Source organism: Millionella massiliensis (genome assembly GCF_900104655.1).
Classification (GTDB): Bacteria; Bacteroidota; Bacteroidia; order Bacteroidales; family Rikenellaceae; genus Rikenella; species Rikenella massiliensis.
Genome location: NZ_FNWD01000002.1, coordinates 2,698,877 through 2,716,904 on the forward strand (window position 1 = coordinate 2,698,877; position 18,028 = coordinate 2,716,904).

Sequence of the window (18,028 nt, forward strand, 5' to 3'; positions counted from 1 at the left end):
TTTGCCTGAACCTTTGCTTCGACCGGTTGGCTTCCGGGGACGGTCTGTATGGAGGTAAGCGCCGGGTAAATCGGTTGTGGATTCGCCCGGCGCCGACTCCGTGGATATGCACCGGGGGATTAGTTCCGTACTTCGATCAGCCGCAGCGTGGAGGGTTCGACCGGAGCACCGTCACGTTTGCGGTCGCGGTTGGCCGGGTAGGTCTCCCACTCCAGCCGGTAGGTGCGGTCTTCGGGTAGCGAAGTGCCGCTGTCCAGAGCCCGTCGCGGATATTTGCGCAACTCGCTCGGATTCTCCTGTGCCAGGTCGTTCTGAACGTCGGCATCGGCGCTCTGCATCTCGTTGGCGACGATTTTCAGACTCTCATCGTCCAGCAGCCAGTAGCCCGTGCCGTATTGGGCGTGGCGGTAGCCGATACGGATCAGACCGTCGTCCTGCGGCTGGGCCGGGGTCAGCTTGATCGGGAAGGTGCCGATGCTTCCCTCGCCCTGGAACTCCCATCGGTAGTCCCAGTCGCTCAGGCAGACGATGTTCCAGGCGTCGTTTTCCCAGCGGGCCACATAGGCTTGCGAGTTACCGGCCGTGTCGTACTTGTAGTAGGTTATCATCGGGCGATTCTCGTGGTCGAAACCGAAGTCCGCCGCGCCGTTGATGATCCCGCCGCGTACCGGAATCGGATCGACCCAGAAGGCGGTGTCGGCAATCGTGATGGGTAGTTCGGTCGGTACGCCGCCGGCGCTCTCCCAGTGGATCAGGTCGCGGCTGCGGGCATACGACAGGTGGTGGTTGGTCGAACAGTCGGGCGTGTCGCGCCATACCCATACCACGTGGTAGTAGTCGTCGGGGCCCAGATCGGGACCTTTGAAGTAGGCGCACATCCCTTCGCCGTCCATGATGGGCGTGTCGAGCAGGCGGGTCCACTGTTGGGTTGCGTAGTCATACTGGTTGTAGACCGTGTTGGCGTGACGCGGACCGGCGCCGCGGTAGTGGAAGACCAGCGTGCCGTCCGGGCCGTCCATAAAGCGCGGATAGGTCACGTTCGTCTCGTCCTTGCCGGTCATGTGGTGGATCGGGCGGAACGTGGTGATGTCGTGCGGACGCTCGGTGCGGAAGTAGACCAGCGGTACGCCGTGCATGTTGCCGCTCAGGTGGATCATCCCTTCGCGGTCGACCTTCATGGCGATGTAGTTATGGCTGTCCCAGCCGACTTTGCTCGGCAGTTTCTGGTATTGCCACTGATCTTCGTCCAGCCGTCGTGCGGCGACGGTCATCACGTGGGCCGAGTCGTAGTAGGCGACATATTGGTAGGGATCGGCGGTCACCAGCGCAAAGTCGACCGGGAAGTCGGCCACGACGCGGTCGATCTCCAGCGTGCGTTCCTTTGGCTGGCGGGCGCACCCCGTGGCAAACAGCAGGGCGGCGCAGGCAAGTATGTGGATAGGTTTCATCGGGGTAACAAAATTAAAATGGGGTGGCGGTTTTGGATGGGTCGGAGGTCTCTGCTTACTTACAGGGGCTCCGAACGGGTATGGGTATGAAGTGTTAAAATCGGAAACCGGTCAAGAAGAGCAGGAGCACGAATCGTTCGGAGGCTCCTGCTGTCGTCGGTGTACGCGGGCCCGGCGCAGTGTTTGGCGGCGAAGTGCCAGCCTTGGCGCCACGTTTGGTGGGGCGATGGATTATTTGATCAGCTCCCACTTGCCTTGCAGGTAGGCCCGGTCGATCACTTCGGCCAGTGCGGTGTCGTTGGTACGGCGGGCCAGGTCTTTCAGGTCGTTGTAGAGGTAGAATTGCAGCCAGAAACCGTAATGGTAGCGCTGGCGGGTCGATTTCGGGTGCTTCATCAGCGCGTACCAGTCGGTGTTGAGCTTCTTCGCTTCGGCCGCTTCGATCGCTTTTTCGGCGTTTTTCCACATCTGGTTGGATACGCTGCTCTGGAGTTTCACGAAGTCGTCGTACTCCATGTCGGCGGTGTTGATGATCGGGCAGCGGTCGTCGATCCCCAGGTCGACCAGCGAGATGCGCTGTTCGAAGAGCGTGTCGCCGTCCAGGTCGAACTCCATCAGGTCGAAGAAACCGTTTTCGTTCGTGTCGGTATATTTGACGGTCGGGAATTTGGTCGGTTCACGTTCGGCGCGTTTCGGGCCGTAGCCGTCATAGATGCCGCCCATGCCCTGATAGTAGCGGGTGTTCTGGTCGATGCGCCAGCAGCCCCACTCGGCTCCGTAGAGGTGGATCTTGCCGTCCATCGGGCTGACGTACAGCTGGCCGTGGCCGGAGTTGTCCTGGTCCCATTCGCCGCGGTCGCCGGTCGGGTCGGCCTGTCCCCAGGTGTCGATGCCGCCTTTGCCCTGGCCGATCTTGAACGGATTTTCCGGAAGGTAAAGCTCGACGCGCTCCCAGCGGTTGCAGTCGTCGTCTTCGTCATAGGTGAACCACACTTTGTCCCATTTCCCTTCGTTGAAGACCAGGTCCCAGGCCGATTCGTGGTCGGGGTAGAGCAGCTCGGGGAGCTGGCGCCACCGCGAGTCGAGGAAGAAGGTGTCGGCTTCGGGCAGTCCGCGCAGGTTTTTGTTGTAGTGTTTCTGACCTTCGTAGTTGAAACCGGGGCCGTTGAAGTGGATGGTCATGTCCAGATCGAATTCGTTGCCGGGGGCGTTGTCGTTGTCCATGTCCATCGACAGCGAAACCCAGTCGATCTTGCCGGTGAGCAGCGAGTTGGCCTGCCCGTCCTGATGGGCGACCTTCGGGAAGTCACACAGCCGGATGGCCATCTCGGTCAGTCCGTCTTTGTCCGGATCGTAGAACAGGAAGGGATTCTCCCAGTTCATCCGCACGTCGTTCAGCCGTTCGGGGGTGCTGTGGATCTTCATGAAGGCGCTCTGGCCGTGGTAGTCTTCGTAAAAGTCGCTCAGCCCGTTGTGGATCCAGCAGCGCAGCGAAAAGTTATGCCAGTCGATGTAGTTGAAGATGTTGTCCTTGTCGGTGTCGATGACCCACATGTAGTGACCGTTGTTGGGGTAGATGCGGTTCTTCTCGGCGATGTTGTCGACAACTACCTGCATGGCGGGATTGCCTTCGTCGTCTTCGCCGACCCAGTCGACGATCAGGTCACCGTAACCGCCGTAGATGCCGTCCTTGTTGCGGTCGACCATCAGGCAGTCGTTGTCGGTGTCTCCCTCCAGGTCGCCGTACTGCATGTCATCGTCGTCGTCGATCCATTGTACGGGGATGCCGTTGGTGGTCACGGTCCGAAGCACGTCTGGATCACCGTCGCCCTCCAGATCGATGTAGGTCGGTTTCTGGTCGGCAGCTCCCGGTGCCAGACGGTAGGGAATCAGCAGGGTCTTTTCGTTCCAGTAGTTCTTTTCCCCGCTCGAGTTGGTTTGTGCCGATAGCTCCGGCATGCTTAGCAGCATCGTGGCTGCGGTCAGCAGTGTGATGGGTTTCATGGTGTATGGTGGGTTTTGGTTTTTCGCCGAAATGGGGTATGGTTTGCGGAATGCATATCCTCCATTTCCTGCCGCTGCACCTGGGGCGGGGATAGATGGAATGGGGTGCGGCGTGGGGTCATGTGTCGGCTCCCGGAATGTGCCTCCGTGTGTTTTTGAGGGCATTTTACGGGGCCTTGCTTGCTTTCTTCAACAAAGGTATAAAATAGTTTTACATTTGGAACAGTGTTCCAAAAATAAATTCACTGCAGAAATGAATTTACGCAGCGTGTGAGAGTAGTATGGAATAAGGAAGGGCTGATTTTGAGCGGGTTCGAGGGGGAGGGTAGTGAATGGCGAAGCTCTTTGTGACAGGCCTTTTGGCGATGGGGGTAGTCTGTCTAATTATCTGTCGGGGACTGTTTCTTCTGAAAACAAACGGTGCAATAGGTGATCAATAGCCTGAATTTCAGCGCGGGGAAAATAAAAAGTACCGGAAAATAGGTTTTCCCGGTACTAATATACAAAACAGAAAGGGAAACTATTTCCCGCTCGGTGTGATCAGGAGCAGCAGACCCTCTTTGGCCGGGATCTGCAGGACGTCGCCTGGGCGGAAGGTCTGGGCCGATTGGAAATCCTGAACTTCCGGGGCCGAGATAACCGCCTGGTCGGCCGGGATACCGATCGCCTGCCAGTCGATGGTCAGGCGCACCTGTTTCGTGTCGGTCGAGAAGTTGCCCACGGCGATCAACGTGCGGTCCGGACGAACATAGGCCGTTGCCTTGACCTCCGGATCGGAGGTCGCGACGGGACAATCGTCGTCCCAGTACCCCTTCATGGCAGCCTCTTCGATGCCGAACTCTTTCCACAGTTTCCAGACCGGTGCCGGCGAGTAGGCGCCGTAGGAGTGGCGGGCGGTGGCTCCGTAGACCGTGCCGAGGAAACGGTTGCCGCCGTCCTGAAGCATCTCGCTCATCACGCCGAACGGGATGCCCGAGAAGGTGACGAACCACTCGTCGGGACCCATCACGTTGTACTGGAAGCTCTCGCCGAACCACAGCCGGTTGACGTACGGGAAGAATCCGGTGTACTGGTTGGCCGGCCCGATGGAGTAGTTGGTGTTGGAGTGCAGGTCGATCAGGGCGCCGGGGTGGTACTGGTTCATGATGCGGCGCATGCGTTTCATGACGGGGCGGTCGAACGAAACGTCGTCCATGTAGATGCCGTCGATGTCGTAGTTCTCGAACATCCAGCGGAGCCCTTCGAGGTAGTAGTTGATCCAGCGCGAGAAACCGTTCAGCACCAGCGCTGCGTCCGACGTTTCGCCCGGCAGTTCGGTGTACCAGGCGGCCTTGTAGTCGTCGATCAGGTGTTCGCAGTGCCAGGGCAGACCGTAGCCCGGCCCGCTGACCAGAATCTCGTGGCCGAGGCTCTTCAGGGCATAGATCTCCTGGGCGTAGTTGCTCAGTTCGCGGATGGTGTAGTAGAGTTTCACCTTGCGGCCGGCTTCGTGTTCATGGGCGATGAAGGCTTTCAGCGAGTCGCGCACGATGAACGGGTAGTTGATGACCGGGTTGAGCGGTTGGGCGTGGTGGATATTGGCGATGTTGGCTCCCTCTTCGGCAGCCTTGTCGAAACCGGTGTGGGCGCTGTGGTAGTAACGCTGGGCGAACTGCTGACGGGTGTCGAGCGGTTTGGTCGGCGTGATCTTCAGGTCGAATTCGTAGGTGCGGGCTTCGGGCGTGAGGGTCGACGGGCCGCAGGTGGCCACCACGCGGGCCGCATCGCCCCGGAACGAGAAACGAACGCTGCCTTTGCCGTTGTTGGCCCAGGTTGCGGGCGGAGCCGGTTTATAGTCGTTCAGCAGCGGGCCGTGGTACGTGCCGCCGCGGAATTCCACGTGCAGACCGGCCTGTGCGTTTCCCATCCAGTAGCTATCCCACGGGCCGTACCAGTCCCAGCGGTAGTCGCGGCGGAGACTCTTGCCGCCCTTGAGACCGGCGCCCATGCAGTATTCCGAGGCGTAGGGGGTGTAGTTCGTTTCGAGCCGGATGTCCGAAACTTCGGTCGGCTGGGCGGCGCTGAGGGCGATCTCGTAGTGGAGGTAGCCGTCGAACTCCATCCGGCCGGTGCAGCGGAAGGTGATTCCCTGCTGGCTGTTCTGGCCTTCCCATTCGATCAGGCCGTCGGCGCTCTTGCGCAGCTGGAGGTCGGGCAGGGTCAGGTGCAGGTCGCCTTTGGAGGTGCTGACCACGAAGTCCATCGGTGCGGCCAGCACTTCTCGTTCGTTGAGGCGGATCGAGGCGGGCAGACCGCTCTCGCCAAGCTGGACGCTCTTTTCGGTGGCGGTGATGGTCGTCCCGTCGAGGCTCATGGCCTGGAACGGAGCGATCGGCTGGTCGTCCATGCCGATGGTGGAGTTGAGCCAGCGCAGGCGGGCGTGACGCCACAGGTCGGAGTCGCCCTTGTCGGCAAGGAGCTGTTTTTTTACCTCAATTTGAATATCGATCGGGCGCGGTTCGATGCCGTCGGCGGTCAGCGTGGCGGTACCGGTGTAGGTGCCGGTGGCTGCGTCCTGCGGAATCTGAATGCCGCACCAGAGGGCCTGGATCTGACGGTTCGGTACGTTGATGGTGTAGGTGAGGGGTTGTCCGTCCCAGTTGGTGCCCTCCTGGTTGAAGCAGGTGACCGAGTCGCTCGGAATGACCTGGTCGCCGTTCCGGAAGTCGCTGAAAGCCAGCCGCACGTTTCGCAGCGAGTCATGGGCGGCCCATACGCCGATCTGCCATACGTAGTATTCGTTGCGCAGGGCGACCCCTTCGAAATGATCCGAAGGGCCGTTCTGAATCCAGCGCACGGGCAGCTGGCGGGTCAGGCGGATCGGGAAGGCGCGGTCTTCGGTGAAGAGTACCGGGTTTTCGGGGTGCTGGGCCAGCAACTGTTCTGTTTCGGCAGCTGTGGCGATGTTCCCCATCGGGGTGAAGGCGTCGAAGCGGGTGCGGCTCTCGAAACGGACCACGCGTCCTTCAACAGCCGGTGCGGAGCTGTTGGCCAGCCAGGCCGAGTCGGGATATTCGGGGGCGAGGTAGTCGTTCCACGGATCGCCGTAGCGGGCGTCGTCCCACCCCTTGCGGAAACGGTAGGGAAGGTAGTAGACGTAGTAGGTTCCGTTGCCGGCGGTGGCTTCGAAGGCGATCTGCCCCCGTTCGGAGGTCAGTTCGCGAACGGTGACGTTGTTGACACTCTGGCCGGTTCGGGCATCCGTCACGACGATCTTTTTGGTCTCGGGACGCAGGTCGGGGCGGCGCCACGGGAGGGTTACCTGGACGGTGGAGTTGGGTGCGGCATCGCTCACTTCGACCACGGCCCGGTGGTTGCCGTACTGGTCGGCCTGCCAGGCCGAGTCGGCCACGGCGAACGGAATGCCGTCCGGAGCGTAAGGTTGGTACTGGCTCTCGCCGTCGGGCCCGGAGGAGGTGCTGCACGAGGCGGTCAGGAGCAGCAGGGCGAGCAGGGATAGCTTTTTCACGATTCGGTAGGTTTTAAGTTTGGGTAAAGTACAAAATGGGGTGTGGAACGGTCCGTCCGCTCCCCGTTCTGCAAAGTTAGGCGAATCGGAGAGAAATCCAGTGGGTTTTGTGTCGTTTCCTATATCTTCAAAGCGTGTTCAGGGATGGTTTTAAAATTGTTATTTTCGAGAAAAAACATAACTTTGCTCTTTAGTAAGAAAATCATTTACATTTTACGATATGGCAAGCATCCGTAACATCAAAAAAGACCTGACCTACCTGGTAAACGAAGTGATCTCCGACGCCTCGATCGCTCTCTATTTCCAACCGGCCGACCGACGCGAAGCCCTCTTCGCCATCATCAACAAAGCCGCCGAGCTCAACAACTCGCTGCTCGACCGCATCAACCGCCCGGCCGAAAAACACAACCGTTCGCTGGTGCGCAAACACTACGCGCAGATCCGTCGCGAGATGAACGAAGGGGTCGAAAACCTCTTTGCCGAACTCAGCCAGGCCTGCAAAACCGCCAAAGCCGAATAATTTTCAAACGTAATACTCAAACTCCCAAAAACCTGCCGAAACAGATGAAAATCAAATTGGTACTTTGTTCGCTGCTGGCCGCGATGGTCACGGTGAGCTTCCAGAGTTGCGGCTCGCCGGCTGCTACGGCCGACGGTCAGCAAACCGTCAACGTGATCGAACTGCCCGTGCCTGAACGCGCACCGGGTCAGACCGACGTCCTGAACCTGGTGACCGACCCCATCGATACTGTCCGCGTGGCATTTGTCGGACTGGGGATGCGCGGTAGCGATGCTGTTCGTCGTTATACCTATATTCCCGGTGTGAAGATCGTGGCCCTCTGCGACGTTTACGAAGACCGCGTGAAGGCTTCGAACCAGATGCTTCAGGAAAAAGGTCTGCCCGCCGCTCAGGAATACTACGGCGACACCGCTGCATGGCGCAAGATGGTGGCCAGCCCCGATATTGACCTCGTATATATCTGCACCGGTTGGGATTGGCACACGCCGATCGCCGTACAGGCCATGAAAGACGGCAAACACGTAGCCATCGAAGTTCCGGCAGCCATGAGCATCGACGAATGCTGGGCCCTGGTCAACACCGCCGAGCAGACCCGCAAACACTGCATGATGCTCGAAAACTGCGTGTATGACAACTTCGAAATGGCTACTCTGAACATGGCTCAGAAAGGGCTGTTCGGCGAAGTGATCCACGTCGAAGGCGCCTACCTGCATGACCTGCGCTCGATGAACTTTGCCGAAGAGGGCGAACCTGGACACTATGCCGACATGTGGCGTCTGAAACAGAACACCAAACGTACCGGCGACATCTATCCGACCCACGGCCTTGGCCCGATCGCTCAGATTCTGGGCATTCACCGCGGCGACCGCATGAAGGTGCTCGTGTCGATGAATACCGACGAATTCGGTATGACCGAATATGCCAAGAAGAAATTCGGCGACACCTCGGCCTATGCCAAGACCCCGTATCGCATGGGTGACCATACCACCACGCTGATCCGTACCGAAAACGGCAAAACGATGATGGTACAACACGACGTTACCAGTCCCCGTCCCTACAGCCGCATCCATCAGGTGAGTGGTACCAAGGGTTTTGCTCAGAAATGGCCGAGCCCGGGCATCTCGATCGAAGCCGACAACGAAGCCGTACAGGGTCTCGATTACCAGAACCTGAGCGGCCATGCTTACGTTCCCGAAGAGACCTTTAACAAACTGCTGGCTGACTACGAACACCCCGTTATCAAACAGGTGGGTGCCAAAGCTCAGGAAGTGGGTGGCCACGGCGGTATGGACTTCGTGATGGACTACCGTCTGATCTACTGCCTGCGCAACGGTCTGCCGCTCGATATGGACGTTTACGACGCAGCCGAATTTTCGTGTCTGACCGGTCTGTCGGAACTCTCGATCATGAACGGCAGCGCACCGGTAGCCATTCCGGACTTCACCCGCGGTGCCTGGAACAAACTCCAGGGACAAACCTACGCCTTCACTCCGGCCGATGCCGAAGCGTTGGGTGTAACTGCTGCTCCTGCCAAATAGTCGTCCTGCCGACGGTCTGAAAATAAGGGAAGTCGCGCTTTGCTCATCAGAGCAAAGCGCGACTTTTTTTGTACCCATAACATGGAAGGTGATGAGGTGGTGTGTGGGGGTGATTGCCTGTTGTTGGGGGGCGGAATTCGATGATGATAGTGAGGAGGAAAGGGTGGTTGGAGGATGAAGCGTGGGGGAAATCTGCGTCAGCGTCAGGTGTTTTGGGTCATGGTCGGAAAATACAGGATGCCGGTCGGCGAATTTGCGAATGCAGGCCGGTTTTTGTAACTTAGGCCACCAAACCTTAGGTACGTACTAATCCACAGACTCTCAACCGATGTATTGTTATGTTTCCCGTGCCGCAGCCGTTGCGGCTCTCCTTGTTGTATCCTCTTTTGTACGAATCCATGCGCAGGAAACGCCCTGGAGGGTGGTCCACAGTGAAAATCAGGCCTCGTGTGTGACGAGTGGCGACACCCTGTGCCTGTGGGCGGCCGGCGATCTGATGGTGGTCGATACGACTGTCGCCCGGAGCCGGAATCTCTCGCTGGAGTTCACCGTGGTTCCCGGAAACGACCGCTCACACATCGGTGCGGTGGTGCGATACGTGTCCCCCCGGGAGTGGATTTACGTGGGGTGTGATCTGACGTCCGACATTCTCGGATATTCCAACTGGTATGTCGAAACGCCGCAGGGACGGCAGCTGATCGCGACGGACATAGCCAAACTCTATGCGGACTATCCCCGTCGGGTGCGGGTGGATTGTGTGGACGAGGCCCTGCAGTTGCGGGTGGATGGCGAAAAGGTGGCACACGTCGCCCTGCCGTGGCGCGGTTACGATCAGGCCGGTTGGGCCGGATTCCGGGTCTGGGACGGGGGCGAGGCGGAAATCTATGATGTGAAGGCTACCGGTCGCGACGGCGATATGCCTGTCGGATGGACACGGTTTAATGACAGTCCCACACGGGATCTGAACGGGAAGCGATTGGGCGTGGATATATTCCGTGGCCTGCCGGAGTTCTTTCGTTGGGACAAAAAGCATGGGATCGGGACGGGTGCCAAGTCGGGATGGGTCTTTAATGGGGAACGGTATGAAGCTGAAGTCGACAAACCCGTCCGGATGGACGACAGCACGATGACCACGCGGTGCCGATTCCCGCAGATCGGCGTTGAGGTGGACGTTCGGCACAGCGTGTGCGGCAATGTGTATGAATGGCGTGTAACCGACATCCGCGAAACGGGTGATTTCCGCATACGGACAATCGACCTGGGGGAAAATTATATGGCCAGTCTGTCGAACGATGACCCTGCGGCCCGGTTATCGGTGGCCTGGGATGAAGGGCGGGATGAGTTCTGGAAGCTGAGCGAGCGGAAAATCGATACGGTGCCCGTCCCGGCAGCCATTGTGATTCTGAACAATGAGCAGTTTGCCGTTACGCTGGACAACAATTCGCAGTATGAGAGCAAACAGTTCCTGTTTCAGAATGATGGGCGGGCCACATCGATCGGTTCCAACGAGTGGATCTACCGTGGGCCCGACGGCCTGATCACCGAACTGCCCTGCGTGCGTGTCATCTTTGCCGACGACGTCAACGGTGACGGCCGGGTGACCTGGCAGGACGGTGCCGTGGCGCTGGCCGAAGTCTACCCCGAACCCTACGGCGTGGAGGAGATGCGCAACGCCAACGCAACCATTACGATGAACTTTGCCAGCGAAGGACAGTACCCCTTTCTGCGCCAGTTGGACAACATCAAGAAGGTCTACTACCTGACCGACGGATTCGGACAGATGGTCGAACTCAAGGGGTATCAGTCCGAAGGGCACGACAGCGCCCATCCCGACTATGCTGGTCACTACAACCGTCGGGCCGGCGGTCTCGAGGACCTGCGCATCCTCATCGAGCAGGCGAAAAAATACAACGCCCGCATCGGCCTGCACATCAACCACAGCGAGTCCTACCCCGAAGCACATGCCTTCAACGACACGATTGTGACCCGCATACCCGGCTGGCAGTGGCTCGACCGGGCTTATCTGATGAACAAGGAGGCCGACCACCTGAACGGCTCTTTTGCCCGTCGGCTCGACGCCCTGCACCGCGACCTGCCCGGGCTCTCGTTCATCTACCTCGATACCTACCGCGAACACCGTTACTGGGCCTATCGTACCGCCCGGATGTTCAACGAGCGCGGGTGGAGCATCTGGACCGAAGATGCCTCGGTCTTCAACCGTTACGGAATTTGGGCCCACTACAACCCCCAGTCGAAAAGCCGCATATCGCGTTTCGTGCACAACCATCGCCGCGACGCCTTTGCCGCTGACTCTCTGCTGTTGGGCGGCTACGGTCGCGGAGCCGAAGTCGGGTTCCAAGGGTGGCAGAACGGTCGCGACATGACGCTGGCGATCCGGAACTTCTACACCCGGCAGTTGCCTTTGCGTTACGTGATGCACTTCCCGGTGCTGGCCATCGGCGATACGGCGGCCCGTTTCCGCGACGGGGTCGAGACCCGGTGCGTGGACGGGGTGACGAGCCTATACCGCCACGGTCGCAAATGGATGGAGGGCGAGGTGGTCTTTATCCCGTGGAATCCGCAGACCGAAGAGAAAATCTACCATTACAACCCCGCCGGCGGTACCACCCAATGGACGCTGCCCGAATCCTGGAACGGCGTTCGTTCCGTCCGCCTCTACCGGCTGACTGACCGCGGACGGCAGGCCGCAGGGCGTCTTGCCGTGCAGGAGGGGCAGGTCAGCGTATCGGCCGAGGCCGGTGTCCCCTACGTGCTCTACCGCGACGAACCGCCGGCGCTGTTGGCGGCCGACTGGAGCTACGGCAGTGCGGTGCGAGACATGGGATTCGACAGCCGTTCGTTCGAGTGGTGGAAGCCGATGGGTGCCCGGCGGGCCGTCTCGTGGGAGGTGACCCCCTACGGACAGTCGCAGCTCAAACTCTCCGGTGCAAAAGCCAGCGGAGTGGTGCAGCAGATCGAAGGGCTCGATCCCGAAAAACACTACCACCTGTCGGCCTGGGTGCAGATCGACGGTGAGTGCGAGGCGTCGATGCACGTCGTAACGCCCGACGACGACCGCAAGGTGTCGATCCGTTGGACCGGGATTCCGACCTATGTCGAAAATACCGACAAGAAAGGAACCCGTTTCCAGCGACTGGAGATGCGTCTCCACGGGCTGGACGGCTTTGCACTGATGCTGCGGGCCGCCGCGTCGGCTTCGGATACGACCGTTGTCCGCTTCGACGACGTGCGGCTGATGGAGGTCGAAGCACCCACCGTGCGCGAGGGGTACCTCTATTTCGAGGATTTTGAACACATACCGTTCGGCTGGGGCCCCTTCATGCTGGCGCAGCGGTCTTCCTGCACGTCGCACCTGAGCGAACGCCACGACCCCTATACCGAAGGCGATGTCATTAACGGCAACTGGTCGTTCAAAACCCGCGACGAAGGGCAGGGCGAGATTCTCCGCACGATGCCTTCGCTGTTGAGCTTTGCGCCCGAGACCTCTTATGCGATCGAGTTCGAGTACGATGCTTCGGCCGACGGGGTCTACCGCGGTGTGGTGCGCTCGGCCCGCACGGGGCGTACGCTGGTTTCCGAGCCGCTTGATGGGCGCGGACGTTTCACGGCCCGCTTCACGACCGACCAGGCGGACGACTACTATTTCGCGATCGTCAAAACGGGCGGAGGTACGCTGGTGGTCGACGACTTCGGTGTGCGCGAATCGAAAAAATAGCCTATATTTGTTCGACTGCGGCGATCGGAAAAGAGACTGCCCGGGGTGCAACGGACTTCCCGGGCAGTAAGTTTCCGAGCCTGTCTCTCACTTCGCAGACTCTCCGTGGCGTGTGTCTATCCCCCCTGCAGCTGTTCAGCTCGGGCACGCGTCGTGCGTTGGTGCGGTGTGGCCTGATGGCCGATTCCTCCGAAGTGAAGGCAGGCTGTCCGTCGAGATCCGAATACATACTTCTAAAAACAGGATGATGAAAATCAAACGCTTGTGCGCTCTGATCCTCATGGGATCCGGGGCGGCAATGGCGGGGGAATTGCCGACCCGTTATGCACACGACCTCGAGCGGTTTGCCGCTACGACCGACTCGGTGGTGAACGATTATTACAGCAGCGGCATTATCGGAAACGGCCTGCTCGGAGCCTCCGTTTACAAACAGCCCGGCGATACGCTCTGCTGGGAACTGGGGCGTGCCGACCTCTATGACCACCGCTCCGGCGAACCTTATTCCGATATTTACAGCCGCAGTCGACTCCCCATCGGCAAATTCATGCTGCCCATGTCGGGCGGCCATTCGTCCATGACCATCGATCTCTACGGCGCCCGCGTTACGGGGACCATTCAGCGTCCGGACGGAGGGCCGATCGAGTGGACCACCTGGACCCCCGCCGAACAGAACGTCTATGTGATCGAGTGGAAGGGGGAGCGTCTGCCCGAGATTACGTTCGTTCCGGAGCTTTCGGCCTGTCCGCGTTTCACCTATCCCCGCAAGTATTACAAGGATGCCGGTGTTGAACATTACCGTCCCAATCCCGCCCCGACGATCTTCACCCGGGGCGAATACACCATTTGCAAGCAGCCGATGACGGCCGGAGGTGAATACACAACCGTATGGACGACGCGCGACGTTGCACCGGGCCGCAAACTGCTGATTGCGTCGGTGGCCTATTCGCAGGAGCGTACCGACACCGAAAACGAGGCGATTGCCGATATCGAAGCCGTGCGGAACGTACCGCTCAAGCGGGTCGAACAGTCGCACCGCGAGTGGTGGCACCGGTTCTATTCGCGGTGTTACATCTCGGTGGGCGAGGAGCGTTACGACCGTTTCTTCTGGATGCAGCTCTACAAACTGGGGTCGGCCACGCGCAGCGACGGTTGTCCGATCGACCTGATGGGGCCGTGGTACTACAACGTGACCCCCTGGCCGGCCGTCTGGTGGAACCTCAATATCCAGCTGACCTATTCTCCGATGTGCGTCATCGGCCACAGTGAACTGTCCGAACCGATGCTCCGGATGCTCGACGAGCAGGTCGAGAATCTGAAGCGGAACGTCCCGGCCGAATGTCCCTACCCGGCGATCGCCGTGGGGCGTACCAGTTCGTATGACTGCATCAGCCCGGTGGGCAAGGAGCACGGTCTGATGCTTTGGACGCTCTATTACTACTGGGAATACTGCCAGTACACGCAGAACGAACAGCGGATGCGCAAAGGGCTCTTCCCGCTGCTCAAACTGGCGGTCAATTACTACCGGTGGCTTCTGTTCGAGGGCGAAGACGGGTATCTCCACATGCCCAAAAGCCATTCGCCGGAGTATGCCGATGCCGAGGACTGCAACTTCGAGCTGTCCCTTCTGCGGTGGGGGTGCGAACGGTTGGTGGAGATCGACCGCCAGTACGCCATCGGTGACGAACTGTTGCCGGAATGGGAACGTATCCTGGAGAAGTTGACCCCTTATCCGCAGGACGAGAAGGAGGGGATGTTGATCGGCCGGGGAGTTCGTCTGGCTGCCGGTCATCGCCATTTCTCGCATTTGCTGATGTTCTATCCGTTGCAGACCCTCTCGTTGAACAATCCGGTGAACCGCGATCTGGCCAACCGGTCGATCAACCATTGGCTCGGTTACAGGGGGGGCTACTACTGCGGCTACACCTACAGCGGGGCGGCTTCGATGGCCACCCTGATGGGCGAGGGCGAGCGGGCTTATGGCTACCTGAACACCTATTTTGATAAATTCGCAGAGTTCAATACCCTGTACAAAGAGTCGGGGCCCTGTTTCGAGACGCCGATGGCGGTGCTGAAATCCTATACCGAGATGCTGCTTCTGAGCCGTGGCGAGGAGATTCAGGTGATGCCTGCCGTTCCCGATGCGTGGCCCGATATTCATTACGAGGGGCTGCGGACGCAGTGCGGTTGCGAGGTGAGTGCCACCCGTCGGGGCGGCTTGACGTGCGAGGTGACGATTCGGAGCCTGTATGGCGGCACGTGTGAGGTTCGAACGGGGATTCCTGCCGAACAGCTGCGTGTGAAGGCGTCGAAACGGGTCGAGGTCTCCGAGGGTAAGCAGGCGGGGACGGTGCGGCTCAATATCCCTAAGGGAGAGACCGTGACACTGCTGAGAATGGAGTAGGGCAGTCGGGACATTCATAGATCTTTCCCGGGCTGAATATAAAAGCGCCTCCGTGTTATCCTGAGATAACACGGAGGCGCTTGTTTTGGGAGAGAGTCCTGTCGCGGTGTCCGTTTACAGACGGAGGCGGTATGCTGTTCTCCGGGAAGGACGGTTATTGCAGCAGGAAGCTGGCCGGAGCGTAGGCGGGCAACTCGATGTCGAACTGCCGGTCGGTGACGGTCAGCGGTTCGCCACTCTTTTCGCCGCGCAGATTCACCGGTGTGGCGGTGGAAACCTCGACTCCTTCCGGCAGGGTGACGGTCACCGTACCTCCGGCCCCGGCCTGTTCCCAGATGCGGAGCAGCGTGCCTGCATGGCCGTCCGGATCGGGACAGAAGGCCGTGACGGTGGCGCCCGGACGCGAAAGGGTTACGCCGGCACGTGTGGAGGGCAGGGTGCCGTTTCCGTTCCCGCGTTCGATGGCCATGGCCTCCATCGGCTGGCGGGCTTCCAGCGCACGGGTCATGAACGAACGGGTCCGTTCACTGGCGTCGGTTCCGGCATCGATGGTCCACAGACGGACGCGCGAACTCCAGGTGCCCGGATACCAGTAGCGGAAGTTGGTGTTCCACTGGTTGTTGTAGAGGTTCAGATAGACGACCGGACGGGTCGGAACGTAATCTTCCGAATATTTCCAGCAGCCCGGGGTGCCGAGGCTCACCAGCGGATGGTCGATGGGGCAGACGGCTACGCCCGCTCCGTCGGCACCGGTGATCGTGACGCCGTTTTCAGCCGCATAGAGGTGGCGGTTTGCGCCGGGAAGGATCTCCGTTGCGGGATTCATCGTTCCCAGCTGGCGGTAGACCTGGAACTCGGGCTGGTCGATCCGGAAGGGCAGGCAGAGCCAGTCGGCTTCGGGCCAGTTGTCCTTGGGTTTGTCGCGCAGGGTGATCTCCAGATCGACGTAGGGCTGGTCGTCGTAGAGCGTGATCCGCAGGCTCGAGCCGGGCAGGTGGTTCGACGGGTCGCCGGGCATGGTCATCTCGGCGGTCTGGATGCCCCGCTCTTCGGTGATTTGCAGGGTGCCGCCGGCGCAGGTCGCGGCGCGATAGGGAACCTCCTTTTCGGAGATCATGCCGGGTTTGTGCATCCCAGGGTGGGGCCATCCGCCGGCACGCCCCTGTTGGTAGGCCATCGTGTAGTTCAGGGTCTGTTCGAAGGTGAAGCGTTCGTTCAGGTACTGTCCCAGTCCCTGTGCGGCATTCGGATCGACCCATTCGCGACCGGTGCGTTTGTCGACCCACGAGGTGATGCTCCCCGACGACGGGTCGAGCACGATACGGTAGTATCGGTTTTCGATCGTGTTACCGGTCTTCTCCCGGGCCGGTTTTGCTTTCTTCTGCGGAATCACGCGGTATCCGCAGGCGGGAATCTGGTCGGCATAGAGGCGGCGGCCGTCGATTTCAACCCATCCGGAGCGGCTCCACGGCAGCGGGTTGTAGACAAGATACGACGCGGATTTGCTCCGGACGTTGTCGGCAAGGCCGGTCAGCGCGTTTTGCAGGACGCTCTGCGTCGAGGCTGCTGCGCTGCGGACGTAGCCGGTCTTGTCTTCCCATGAGGCTTCCAGATCGGCATACTGGTTGGCGGGCAGCTCTTCGAAGGCTTTACCATAAGCGTCGACCGAACCGGAGCCGCCCCAGGTGTGTTCGCCGTAGAGGCCCATCTTTTCATAGGCGTCGGCGATCGGAGCACTGGCATCGGGCGTCGTCACACCCCACTGGTTGAGCTGGGTGTTGAGAATCTCGGCAGCGGGCAGCTGGGCGCGGGTCTCGCGGAAGAGACGGATGCCGCCCGGGTCGCACATCACGCCGTGGATCCAGGTGTCGGGCATGGCCGATTTGACCACCGGAATGTCGGGATTGTACCGCATCAGGGCGTCGTAGAAGTCGTCCATTGTCCCCATGTGGATGTTGACGCCGGGCATCTTTTTCTTGGCGTCGGCAAAGAGTTCCTGAATCTGTTCGGCGGTGGGCGGGCCGGAGTTGTCGCCCGTTACGATGATGGCGGGCCACACTTTGTAGGGCCAGTCGGCCGATGGCAGCAGGTTGGGGCTGAGCATGGGGTCGGTGGCGCACTGCCACGACGGGGTCAGGGCGTAGCAGGTGCCGTAGCTCGGCGAGTAGAGCATCAGAATGCGCGAACCGTCGGGCCCTTCCCACCAGAACAGGCCGGGGGTTTTGACATAACCGCTGGGCCAGTTGCAGCCCACGTGCAGAAATTTCACGCCGGCCTGGGCCAGCACGGTGGCGAGGGCGGCGGTGTGCGACGGTTCGTCGGTCATCTTGCCCGAGCGCGAGAGCGGAAGGCCGTATTTGCGGCTCAGGTCAGACGAAAAATGCAGTCCGCGCACCATCTCTTCCAGACCGCAGACGTCCGAAATCAGGGTGAAGGGTACGGCGTGGGAGATGATCTGGCCGTTACGGAATTTGGTGTCCAGAATCTGTTGTCGGGCGGGGTCCTGTCCGTCCCACTCCTCCATGGTCTTGGCCAGCACCCAGCCGGGCAGGGTCCAGGCAAATTGCTGTTCGGCCGGGAGGTTGGCCGAGCGTTCCATGGCTTTCAGCGCGCGGTCGATCATCTCGGTGCGGTAGTACTGGACGATTTCGTTGACGCGGTGCGTGTAGCCGATGTCGAAGTGGGTCTTGCAGATGACGATGATCTCGTCCACCTGCGGCGGGGTGCCGGTCTGCTGCGGAGGACTGCTCCAGCCCAGCAGCGGGAGCAGGCTCAGCAACAGCGCGGTGGCTAATCGTTTCATAGGTGAGGTTGGGTTTGGGTTTTTCGATCGGTGGTCGATCGGAGGGTCAATGATGACAAAAAATGCAGGG

At 60.1% G+C, this 18,028-nt stretch carries 8 protein-coding genes; 4 read left to right on the top strand and 4 right to left on the bottom strand.

Annotated elements, in window-relative coordinates; genetic code table 11:
• Positions 1–119 precede the first annotated feature (119 nt).
• From BQ5379_RS10290 to BQ5379_RS10300, 3 genes are all read right to left on the bottom strand, one after another.
• Positions 120–1,448, bottom strand: coding sequence for a BNR repeat-containing protein (locus tag BQ5379_RS10290; RefSeq protein WP_071135352.1), 1,329 nt, complete (start codon positions 1,446–1,448; stop codon positions 120–122).
• 231 nt (positions 1,449–1,679) lie between these two features.
• Positions 1,680–3,452, bottom strand: coding sequence for a hypothetical protein (locus BQ5379_RS10295; protein ID WP_071135353.1), 1,773 nt, complete (start codon positions 3,450–3,452; stop codon positions 1,680–1,682).
• 520 nt (positions 3,453–3,972) lie between these two features.
• Complete coding sequence (locus BQ5379_RS10300) at positions 3,973–6,960, bottom strand: glycoside hydrolase domain-containing protein (RefSeq protein ID WP_143039456.1); 2,988 nt, start codon at positions 6,958–6,960, stop codon at positions 3,973–3,975.
• Positions 6,961–7,180: 220 nt separating this feature from the next.
• On the opposite strand from BQ5379_RS10300, the gene BQ5379_RS10305 reads away from it, so the two are divergent.
• From BQ5379_RS10305 to BQ5379_RS10320, 4 genes are all read left to right on the top strand, one after another.
• A complete protein-coding gene (locus tag BQ5379_RS10305) occupies positions 7,181–7,480 on the top strand; it encodes a hypothetical protein (protein ID WP_071135355.1) in 300 nt (99 codons plus the stop codon).
• A gap of 44 nt (positions 7,481–7,524) precedes the next feature.
• The gene (locus tag BQ5379_RS10310) at positions 7,525–9,018 is read left to right on the top strand and encodes a Gfo/Idh/MocA family protein (RefSeq protein ID WP_071135356.1); all 1,494 of its coding nucleotides are present in this window, start codon (positions 7,525–7,527) and stop codon (positions 9,016–9,018) included.
• A 451-nt stretch (positions 9,019–9,469) separates the two neighbouring features.
• Positions 9,470–12,754 (top strand): endo-alpha-N-acetylgalactosaminidase family protein, encoded by a 3,285-nt coding sequence (locus BQ5379_RS10315; RefSeq protein WP_071135357.1) that lies wholly within the window; start codon positions 9,470–9,472, stop codon positions 12,752–12,754.
• Between the two features lie 247 nt (positions 12,755–13,001).
• Positions 13,002–15,155: a glycosyl hydrolase family 95 catalytic domain-containing protein gene (locus BQ5379_RS10320; RefSeq protein ID WP_205408204.1), complete on the top strand. Its 2,154-nt coding sequence runs from the start codon at positions 13,002–13,004 to the stop codon at positions 15,153–15,155.
• Between the two features lie 154 nt (positions 15,156–15,309).
• Here BQ5379_RS10320 and BQ5379_RS10325 read toward each other — a convergent pair whose 3' ends face one another.
• Positions 15,310–17,958 carry a glycoside hydrolase family 38 N-terminal domain-containing protein gene (locus BQ5379_RS10325; RefSeq protein WP_071135359.1) on the bottom strand — a complete coding sequence of 883 codons (2,649 nt, stop codon included), beginning with the start codon at positions 17,956–17,958 and terminating at the stop codon, positions 15,310–15,312.
• Between the last annotated feature and the right edge of the window lie 70 nt (positions 17,959–18,028).

Excerpts from the sequence above, each read along its gene's own strand:
- BQ5379_RS10290 (WP_071135352.1), bottom strand. The coding sequence starts at position 1,448 with ATGAAACCTATCCACATACTTGCCTGCGCCGCCCTGCTGTTTGCCACG.
- BQ5379_RS10310 (WP_071135356.1), top strand. The coding sequence starts at position 7,525 with ATGAAAATCAAATTGGTACTTTGTTCGCTGCTGGCCGCGATGGTCACG.
- BQ5379_RS10305 (WP_071135355.1), top strand. The coding sequence starts at position 7,181 with ATGGCAAGCATCCGTAACATCAAAAAAGACCTGACCTACCTGGTAAAC.
- BQ5379_RS10325 (WP_071135359.1), bottom strand. The coding sequence starts at position 17,958 with ATGAAACGATTAGCCACCGCGCTGTTGCTGAGCCTGCTCCCGCTGCTG.
- BQ5379_RS10320 (WP_205408204.1), top strand. The coding sequence starts at position 13,002 with ATGAAAATCAAACGCTTGTGCGCTCTGATCCTCATGGGATCCGGGGCG.
- BQ5379_RS10295 (WP_071135353.1), bottom strand. The coding sequence starts at position 3,452 with ATGAAACCCATCACACTGCTGACCGCAGCCACGATGCTGCTAAGCATG.